The 9,958-nt window shown below is 44.5% G+C and carries 6 protein-coding genes; 4 read left to right on the forward strand and 2 right to left on the reverse strand.

The window, feature by feature from the left end; genetic code table 11:
* Positions 1-54: 54 nt before the first annotated feature.
* Both QUA40_RS25985 and QUA40_RS25990 read right to left on the reverse strand, forming a co-directional pair.
* Positions 55-669 carry a Uma2 family endonuclease gene (locus tag QUA40_RS25985; protein ID WP_333131218.1) on the reverse strand — a complete coding sequence of 205 codons (615 nt, stop codon included), beginning with the start codon at positions 667-669 and terminating at the stop codon, positions 55-57.
* 212 nt (positions 670-881) lie between these two features.
* Positions 882-2,084, reverse strand: coding sequence for an argininosuccinate synthase (locus QUA40_RS25990; RefSeq protein WP_333131220.1), 1,203 nt, complete (start codon positions 2,082-2,084; stop codon positions 882-884).
* Positions 2,085-2,464: 380 nt separating this feature from the next.
* Between QUA40_RS25990 and QUA40_RS25995 the strand changes: the two genes are divergently transcribed.
* The 4 genes from QUA40_RS25995 to QUA40_RS26010 all read left to right on the forward strand — a co-directional run bounded on the left by QUA40_RS25995 (position 2,465) and on the right by QUA40_RS26010 (position 9,888).
* Positions 2,465-3,403, forward strand: a complete 939-nt coding sequence (locus QUA40_RS25995; protein ID WP_333131222.1) for a glycosyltransferase — start codon at positions 2,465-2,467, stop codon at positions 3,401-3,403.
* Positions 3,404-3,975: 572 nt separating this feature from the next.
* The gene (locus QUA40_RS26000; RefSeq protein ID WP_333131224.1) at positions 3,976-6,738 is read left to right on the forward strand and encodes a PAS domain-containing protein; all 2,763 of its coding nucleotides are present in this window, start codon (positions 3,976-3,978) and stop codon (positions 6,736-6,738) included.
* A 377-nt stretch (positions 6,739-7,115) separates the two neighbouring features.
* Entirely contained in the window at positions 7,116-9,230 is a 2,115-nt protein-coding gene (argZ, locus tag QUA40_RS26005; protein WP_333131226.1) for a bifunctional arginine dihydrolase/ornithine cyclodeaminase, read from the forward strand.
* Positions 9,231-9,375: 145 nt separating this feature from the next.
* The gene (locus QUA40_RS26010; protein WP_333131228.1) at positions 9,376-9,888 is read left to right on the forward strand and encodes a DUF29 family protein; all 513 of its coding nucleotides are present in this window, start codon (positions 9,376-9,378) and stop codon (positions 9,886-9,888) included.
* Positions 9,889-9,958: the final 70 nt, after the last annotated feature.

Here is a 9,958-nt window from a genome sequence, read left to right on the forward strand (position 1 = left end):
CCCGTTCCACAAGAAAAAATGTTTTTTGTGGGATGGGCATCTTGCCCGTCCTAGTTATTTTTGCAAGAGGTCTAATAAATAAATTGGCAGTCCAGACAGTGCTAGAGAAGTCTCGCATTCCTGATACTTGCCGTTTGACTGCAACTGAAATGCGAAAACTCGCAAACCTTTAACATCAATTACCCAATATTCAGGAATACCCAAATCGGCATAGAGATATTTTTTCTCATCTAAATCTATTGTTAAAGTAGTGTCTGAAATTTCGCCCACTAAATCGGGTACTCGCCACTGTTCTAAATTAATATAACGCCGTTCTCCTGTTTGCCAACTTGGGTATTCCCTGCCCAGATAAAGCATTAAATCTGGCGATGCAGCTTGCTTTTTAGGTTTTTCTAGCAAGCAGCCGCCCAGGGAACTGTATATCTGTTCTGGTACTTGACTAAACCAGATATAAAACAAAACTGTGAACAAGTTATTGATGCTGGCGGGATTGATTCCTTCTTTTCCCATGTCAATGACCAAGAGCCGATCGCAATTAAAGAACAATCCGATGTTATAATTTTTGGAATCGTCGCGAACAACCAGGTACTCTTCCCAAGTGGCCGTTGTCCATTGAGATGAAGTTGCTGTAATATTCCTTTGGATAACTGTCGCAATTGAAGCTGTCATGGCAGTTTCTAAGATTTTTAAACTATTTTATCCCTACTTTAACAAATAAGGTGGGCATTGCCCACCTTAATCTTAGTCTCGCGTTGCACGGACTTTAGTTGTCACGAACGCAGGTCGAGGCTAGCAACCGGGTTTCTATCAAAAATCTTTGCTTTCTTAACCAGAGATAGGAAGAAACCCGGTTTATGAGCGTCCATAACTGTTAACACATTCTAACCCCTATTTTTCTCCGACCAAATGCGGGTCGGTAGTCCCCAAACATAGACAAACCCTTCGGCCGCCTTGTGGTCGAATTCGTCCTCTGCGCCGTAGGTTGCTAAGTCGAAACTGTACAGCGAATTTTCGGATTTGCGGCCGACAATTGTGGCATTTCCTTTGAATAGTTTGAGCCGCACGGTTCCAGTTACTCGCTTTTGCGTGTCCTGAATAAATGCGTCTAAAGCTGTTTTTAAAGGGTTGTACCAAAGGCCGTTGTAAATCATTTGGCTGTAGGTTTCTTCGATGCCTCGCTTGTATCGCGTTACATCGGCTGTCAGTGTCAAACTTTCTAAGTCCCGGTGCGCGTGCATCAAAACTAAAATCGCTGGTGTTTCGTAAATTTCCCGCGATTTAATCCCGACTAGGCGGTTTTCAATCATGTCGATGCGCCCGACTCCGTGATTTCCAACTATCTCGTTGAGTTGGGAAATTAAGGCGACTGGTGATAACTCTTTGCCGTTCAAACTGACAGGATTTCCGAACTCGAAACCGATTTCAATATATTCGGGTGTGTCGGGAGTTTGCTCGATCGCCTTTGTCATCAAAAACACCTCTTCCGGTGGTTCCGCCCAAGGATCTTCGAGGATGCCGGCTTCAATTGCCATTCCCAATAAGTTGCGATCGATACTGTAAGGCGAAGACTTCTTCACCGGCGACGGAATGCCGCATCTCTCGCCGTATGCGATCGTTTCCTCGCGGCTCATTTTCCACTCCCGCGCCGGTGCTAAGATTTTAATCTTGGGGTTGAGCGCGCCGATCGACACATCGAACCGCACCTGATCGTTTCCCTTACCTGTACAACCGTGGGCGATCGCATCTGCACCGTATTTTTCCGCAGCTTCTACTAACAATTTAGCAATCAGCGGGCGAGCCAGGGCAGTCGAAAGGGGATAACGGTTTTCGTAAAGTGCGTTAGCTTGAATCGCTGGAAACGCATAGTTTTTGACAAATTCCTCGGTAGCATCAATAACTAAAGATTCCGAAGCACCGGATGCTAAAGCTTTTTTGCGGATCGGTTCTAATTCGTCTCCCTGTCCCAAATCCGCAGCCAGAGTAATTACCTCTTCCACACCCCACTCGTTTTTGAGGTAAGGAATGCAGACGGAGGTATCGACTCCGCCCGAATATGCTAGTACAACTTTTTTAGCGCGACTCATTGCTATTTACATCCTGAATTTAACTGACATCTTGCACCCGCTGTGAATCAGCCTTTTAGGGGCGGGCCAGATGCCCACCCCACAATAAAATTAAATTTTTGTGGAACAGGCATCTTGCCTGTTCGGGAGAATGGTGTAAGATGCCTGCCCCACAATAAAATTAAATTTTTGTGGAACAGGCATCTTGCCTGTTCTGGAGAATGGTGCAAGATGTGATATTTAACCGACTTTTCATTATGCACCTAATTGAGATCGATTCTTGTCAGAAATAGTACAGATTTATATATTCTTTTTTTGCTAAACTTTGCTATTTACCCGGGGTGTTGCTGCGAAAAATCTGCTACCGTGGGATACGGTAACTGTGGCGATGGGGAAAAGTCGTGTTTTTTAGTGTTGTGATTCCGACGTATAATCGTAAACCGATTTTGGCAAAATGTCTACTGGCTTTGGAAAATCAGCAGTTCGGTGAGATTGTCAGAGAGTATGAAGTAATTGTCGTGGACGACGGCTCGACGGACGGGACGATCGAGTGGTTGGTGGCAAATGCCGACTTGTTGCCTCATGTGCGATCGATCGCCCAATGTCACCAAGGCCCCGCCGCTGCCCGGAATTTGGGCGTTGAAGATGCTAAGGGCGAGACAATTATTTTTATTGACAGCGATTTGGTGGTGACTGAGCATTTTTTGCAAGCACACGCCGATGCTTTACTACAGGGTTACAAAGATACTGATGCTGTTTTTACTTACGGCAGCGTGATTAATACCTGCAATTTCGATAATCCTACTTCGGAACCATACAAAATAACGGATTTTTCGGCGGCTTACTTTGCTACGGGAAATGTGGCGATCGCCCGCCACTGGCTGCTGGCTGCTGGACTTTTTGACAATCGCTTTCAACTGTACGGATGGGAAGATTTAGAATTGGGAGTTAGGTTAAAAAAATTAGGTTTGAAACTCATTAAATGTCCGGGTGCTGTCGGCTATCACTGGCATCCACCTTTTAGTTTAGAGCAAATTCCGGGCATGATTGACAGAGAAATTCAGCGGGGGAGAATGGGAGTTTTATTTTATCAAAAACACCCAACTTGGGAAGTACGGATGATGATTCAAATGACTTTTTTGCACCAAATACTGTGGGGAGTTTTATCATTGGGCGGGATGCTGAACGAGCGGACGATGACTCCTTTTTTGCAGTGGTTGATTGACCAAGGCAAGCCGCAGTTAGCGTTAGAAATAGCTCGGATTTTTCTGAATTGGTATAACGTGAAAGCTGTGTACGCCGCAAGCGGGGAATTGCAGATCGAAACAAAGATACCATAAATCAAGCCGAGGGTGTAAATAAAATATAGGATATTCTAGGAATTTTTCAGAGCGGATTGGTGCCAACTTCAGCTCCCCTGTAGTAACGGTATACTATTTTACAATTATGCCTAAATCCCCCTAACCGTGCTTAAAAAAGGTCATTTAGGGGGTTCAAGACTTGGATACAAACAAGACAGACAAAGGATTTTAGTCTTAAGTTGATACGAATAGTCAGGGCTGGTTTAGTTGCCGTCTGTAGTAAGTATATCTACTGAAAAAACCTAACACCGAGCCACTCGGTAAATGCAGGCGAAACCGGGTTATAGACACTGTAAAAGTTTTACGTTTAATCAAAGTTGCTTGCTTAGCCTGTGATTTAAGGCAGCTCGGCTTTTTTTTCAATTAGCTGCGATAAGTTTATCCGCCAACATTTTCAAAAGAATCTTATTTTTGATATAATGATAGATGATTTAGGAGAACGCTATATATAGCCGATAGTTGTGCTAATTTCCCTGAGAGTTTGAGGTACAAGCGGTTAATGGCTTTTAAAATGTTCCGCATATTAAATTTGAATTGTTGGAGGGTCTGCTGTGAATACAACTGACGGTCAAAATCCAAGACTAGAAACACTTACAGTTCAAACTACTCCCTTACAACAAAACATTTTAATGGTGGATGACCACCCAGAAAGCTTGCGGCTTTTATCCCAGATTTTGTCTAAGCGAGGATATAAAGTGCGACCGACACGGGATGGCAGCTTGGCTCTCAACTTTGCTCGATCGAGCGCACCGGATTTGATTTTGCTGGACATCATGATGCCAGGTATGGATGGCTATCAAGTCTGCCAACTGCTAAAAGCTTGTCCGGAAACCAAACATATTCCTGTGATTTTTATCAGCTCTTTAGATGAAGTTTTTGATAAAGTCAAAGCTTTTTCGCTGGGGGCGGCAGACTACATTACTAAACCGTTTCAAATAGAAGAAGTGGTGGCTCGCGTCCAAAATCAACTGCTGCTCAGTCGGCTTTCTAAGGAACTTTTAGCAAAAAATGCGCTGCTAGAAGCTGAAATAGAAGAACGCAAGCGGATCGAAGTACAACTACGAGAAAGCCAGCACTGGCTGTCGGCAGTAATTAAAACGAATCCTAATCTATTGTACGTTTACGATTTGATAGAAGAGAGAAGTCTCTATATCAACCGCGAAATTTATAGCGATATTGGCTACAGGTTTGAAGAAATACAGGAGATGGCAGCCACATTTATTCCTAAGTTAATACACCCTGACGATATCCCTGCATTCTCAGAACACAGAAAAAAACTTGAGACAGCAAAAGATGGCGAAAGCTTTGATTTTGAATACCGGATACAGCACAAAAATGGTGAATATCGGTGGTTTTGCAGTCGGGAGAGCGTGTTTGTCAGAACAGCGGAGGGCAAACCTTGGAAAATTCTGGGAACTGCTGCTGAAATTAGCGATCGCAAACAAGCAGAACTCGAACTTAAAACAGCTTTAGCTGCTTTGGAACGGCAAATCAAGCAAAGATTTCTCCTAGAAACAATTACTCTCGAAATCCGCTACAGCTTAAATCAAGATCAAGTTTTTCAAACAGCAACGGCCCAAATAGGTCGAATTTTTAATGCCGATTGCTGCTTGATTCACACCTACACAGAAAACCCAGTTCCCCGAATTTTTAATGTCGCTGAGTACAGAAAAGCCGCATCTCCATCGCTTTTAGACTTAGAAATTCCCATAGAGGGCAATCCTCACGTGCAGTTTTTATTGTCCCAAGATCAAGCTGTAGTCTGTGACGATGTTTTTGCCGAACCCCTGCTAGAAAACGTCAGAGATTTGTGCAGTCAAATAGGTTTGAAGTCGATGATATCCATCCGCACTTCATACCAGGGAAAAGCCAACGGAATGATATGCTTGCACGAGTACGATAGCCCGCGTCACTGGACACAAGATGAGATCAGATTATTGAAAGCTGTGGCAGCACAAATGGGAATTGCGATCGCTCAAGCCAATCTTCTCGAACAAGATAAACAACAGCGACTTAAACTTCAACAAAGCGAAGCTAGTCTAGCAGCCGCCCAGAAAATTGCCCATATCGGCAGTTGGGAATTTGATTTAGTCACCCATAAAATTACTTGGTCAGAAGAAGTATTCCGCATTTTTGGTCTGGACTCAAGTGCAACTGAACCGACATCTGCCAAACTTTTAAAGATGTGTCATCCCGACGACAGAGAATTATTTCAAGAAACAGTCAGCCTAACTATCTCACAAGGTATTTCCTACAAAAGAGAGTTTCGATTTTTACATCCTAGCAGTCAAATTATATACGTGGAAGGAAGGGGAGAAGCTGTTTTTAGCGAAACCGGGGAAGTAATCAAACTGTTGGGAACCGTAATGGATATTAGCGATCGCAAACAAGCCGAAGCAGATTTGCTGCTTAGCGAACTGCGAGAACGGGAAAAAGCGCAACAGTTAGAACAAACTCTCGAATACTTAAAAAATGCTCAATCCCAGCTCATTCAATCCGAAAAAATGTCAAGTATCGGGCAACTGGTAGCGGGAGTGGCCCACGAAATTAATAACCCTGTCAACTTCATCTACGGCAATATTATTCCCGCCAAACAGTACGCTGGCGATTTAGTAAAATTGCTCGAACTCTACCAGCAACACTATCCCGAACCCGTTCCTGAAATAGCTCAAGAATTGGCAGAAATCGAGGTAGATTTTATTGCTGACGATTTTCCTAAAATCATGGCTTCTATGCAAGAAGGTGCTAACCGAATTAAGCAGATAGTGCTGTCTTTGCGAAACTTTTCGAGACTCGATGAAACAGCTCGCAAAGTAATAGACATTCATGAAGGGATAGAGAGCACTTTGGTGATTTTGCAGCACCGATTACAGTCACAGCAAAAACGTCGGGAAATTCAACTTATTAAAAATTACGGCCAACTGCCGAAAGTCGAGTGTTATCCGGCTCAATTAAACCAGGTATTTATGAATTTACTGTCGAATGCGATCGACGCTGTGGAAGAGTCCTCAGCAAACTGTACTTGCAAAGTTAACCAAATTCGCATTGTTACTGAAGTCAGCAGCGAAAATCAAGTGTGTGTGCGGATTTCTGACAGCGGGCCCGGTATCCGTCCCGAAGTTCAGTCAAGGATGTTTGACCCGTTTTTTACTACCAAACCGATCGGCAGTGGCACTGGTTTGGGGTTGTCGATTAGTTACCAAATTGTTAAAGACACCCACGGCGGTAAGTTGGAGTGTCATTCAGAAGTTGGCAGGGGGACAGAATTTGCGATCGAACTACCGATTTCGCAAAAGTTGAAAGTTAAAAGTTAGCATAAGCTATTATATCGTGTCCGCTAAATTAACCATAATTCTTGTAGGAGCCGGTTTACCAACAATCTATAATATAAGCCCGAGACGACCGTAAACCCGCCCTGACCGTCAGATTGGGGGCAATTAAACAAAAATCATATTAATCCTCTATCAGAACCTATTTTAGGGTGCGTCATAACCTGACATTTTATGTAGTATTTCCTGTGAACTGTCGGTCATTGAGTGGAATTTAATCTTAATCATGATATAATAAAAAGTTAGCTTTTTAATGCCCCAGACGTTACGCTGCTAAAATTAGTAGTGAATATTACAGTTGCTCTTATACAAACTCTGTCAACATACGTCTGCTGTAGCGTCTACCACATTTTCACTGAATTATGACTGACTCAATTCGCTTCCTCATGTGCGCTCCCGACCACTACGATGTGGATTACGTGATTAATCCGTGGATGGAGGGAAATGTCCACAAATCATCGCGCGATCGCGCCGTCGAACAGTGGGAAAAACTTTACCACGTCCTCAAAGACAACGCCGTTGTAGACCTCGTACCGCCCGAAAAAGGCTGGCCGGATATGGTTTTCACCGCCAACGCAGGCTTACTTTTAGGCAATACCTTCGTCCTCAGCCGTTTCTATCACAAAGAACGCCAAGGCGAAGAACCCTATTTCAAAGCATGGTTTGAAAGCAAAGGTTTCACCGTGCACGAACTCCCGAAAGATTTGCCGTTTGAGGGCGCTGGCGATGCTTTACTCGATCGCGAAGGACGCTGGTTGTGGGCCGGATATGGATTCCGTTCCGAACTCGACTCGCACCCGTTACTAGCAAAATGGCTCAACATAGAAGTGCTTTCACTGCGTTTAGTTGACGAACGTTTCTATCACCTAGATACCTGTTTTTGTCCCCTGACAGGCGGCTATTTGCTCTACTATCCAGCAGCATTTGACTCCTACTCCAACCGCTTAATTGAAATGCGAGTCGCGCCGGAAAAACGCATTGCTATTGAAGAAGCCGATGCCGCCAATTTTGCCTGCAATGCCGTCAATATTGACAAGATTGTGGTAATGAACAAGGTTAGCGAAGCCTTGAAAACCCGCATCACTAAGGCTGGTTTTCAAGTAATTGAAACCCCACTGAGCGAATTCCTCAAAGCCGGCGGTGCTGCTAAGTGTCTGACGCTGCGGGTAACGGAACCCGTGCAAGAAGATCGATCGGCAAATGTGATGGTAGAAAGCCGCACAATTCGCATGGAAGGTCACTTGCTGGATGCTGGTTTAATCAGTCGCGCTTTAGACTTAATTATCGATCTCGGTGGAAGTTTCCAAGTTCTCAATTTCAATCTGGGAGAGCAGCGGCAAAGTACATCATCTGCCGACGTTAAAGTTTCGGCTCCTTCCCACGATGTGATGGAAGAAATGATGGGAATGCTGATTGACTTGGGTGCAGTTCCTCCGCCACAAGAGATTTGCGACGCTATTTTAGAACCGGTAGTGCAAGATGGTGTCGGGCCGGACGACTTTTATGTGAGTACAATTTATCCCACGGAAGTGCGGGTAAATAACCAGTGGGTGAAGGTACAAAATCAGCGGATGGATGGAGCAGTTGCTATTACCGAAACGGCCGAGGGCCCAGTTGCTAAATGCAAATTACTGCGAGATTTAAAAGTAGGTGAAAAAGTTGTTGTTGATGTGGTAGGCATCCGCACTATCCGTAAAACCGAATCGCGGGAACAGCGCAATTCTCAAGAATTCAGCTTTATGTCCGGCAGCGTTTCTAGCGAGCGTCGCGTAGAATTGGTGGTGGAACAAGTAGCCTGGGAATTGCGCCAAATTCGCGATCGCGGTGGCAAAGTTGTTGTTACGGCGGGGCCTGTTGTCATCCATACCGGTGGTGGCGAACATTTAGCGCATTTGATTCGCGAAGGTTACGTACAAGCGCTGTTGGGCGGAAATGCGATCGCAGTTCACGACATGGAACAATCGAATATGGGAACCTCTTTAGGGGTTGACATGAAACGCGGTGTTGCTGTGCGCGGCGGACATCGGCACCACTTGAAAATAATTAACACTGTGCGGCGTTACGGGAGTATTGCAAAAGCTGTTGAAGCAGGCCTGGTTACTAACGGTGTGATGTACGAGTGTGTGAAGAACAATATACCGTTTTCTCTTGCCGGTTCGATCCGCGATGACGGGCCACTTCCTGACACGCAAATGGATTTAGTTAAGGCTCAAGAAGAATATACTGAGCTGTTACGGGGTGCGGATATGGTGTTAATGCTGTCGTCTATGCTGCACTCAATTGGTGTGGGAAATATGACGCCGGCTGGTGTGAAGATGGTCTGTGTGGACATTAATCCGGCGGTGGTGACGAAATTGAGCGATCGGGGTTCGATCGAATCTACTGGAGTTGTTACCGATGTGGGATTGTTCCTGAGTTTGTTGGTGAATCAATTGGATAAATTGACTAGCCGCCATCATGTAACTCAATCTGTTTAGATTCGGCGGTTGAAACGGCGTATACACGGCGGTTGAAACCGCCAGAAAGTCAAACGAAGTCTGCCTCCGCAGACTGAAGAATAGAGCGCGTAGGGTGTGCATTGCACACCTTACGAAATTCCTAGAAATATTGAGGCCAAAAGCAATGGTACAGGAATTAAGAGACCTCAGAAATTGTATTTTAGAAGGTCGGAATGAAGAGGCTATAGCAATTGTCGATGAATTAGAGGGCATGAGCAAACAATCAACTCTGCGGAATATAGGTTCTTTTTTACTAATTCTGCTAATCCACCTCATTAAAAACCAAGTTGAGCAGCGCTTAACAAATTCTTGGGCAACTTCTATTGCTAATTCTGTTCGAGGTATTAAAAAGCTCAATCTCAAAGATAATAAAACATCTTACGATATCAATGCCGATGAGTGGGAGCTTTTCATAGAAGATGAACTAGAAGCAGCAATTCGTGAGGCGAGTAGGGAAGTGTTGGAAGGAAAGTTAAGCCGCGCTCAACTTGCTAAGAGAGTGGACAGAGAGCCAATTATTTTGATGGCTACCCAGTTCCTATCTCTGACGTATACTTATTCTATCAAACAATTAGAGGATGCGATCGACGAATATTTGTCGCACTTGCCTGGGGGTGAAGATTGGAATGTAGCTTAGCGGGTGACAACGTACCTATAATGCTTGCTGCATAAAGGATAGAGCCAAGAAGCCGCGCTGAAAATAGAGA

Source organism: Microcoleus sp. Pol11C3, assembly GCF_036701485.1.
In the GTDB taxonomy this organism is placed as follows: domain Bacteria; phylum Cyanobacteriota; class Cyanobacteriia; order Cyanobacteriales; family Microcoleaceae; genus Microcoleus.

Coding starts and splice junctions, on each gene's coding strand:
- QUA40_RS25985 (WP_333131218.1), bottom strand. CDS start 669: ATGACAGCTTCAATTGCGACAGTTATCCAAAGGAATATTACAGCAACT.
- QUA40_RS25990 (WP_333131220.1), bottom strand. CDS start 2,084: ATGAGTCGCGCTAAAAAAGTTGTACTAGCATATTCGGGCGGAGTCGAT.
- argZ (WP_333131226.1), top strand. CDS start 7,116: ATGACTGACTCAATTCGCTTCCTCATGTGCGCTCCCGACCACTACGAT.
- QUA40_RS26010 (WP_333131228.1), top strand. CDS start 9,376: ATGGTACAGGAATTAAGAGACCTCAGAAATTGTATTTTAGAAGGTCGG.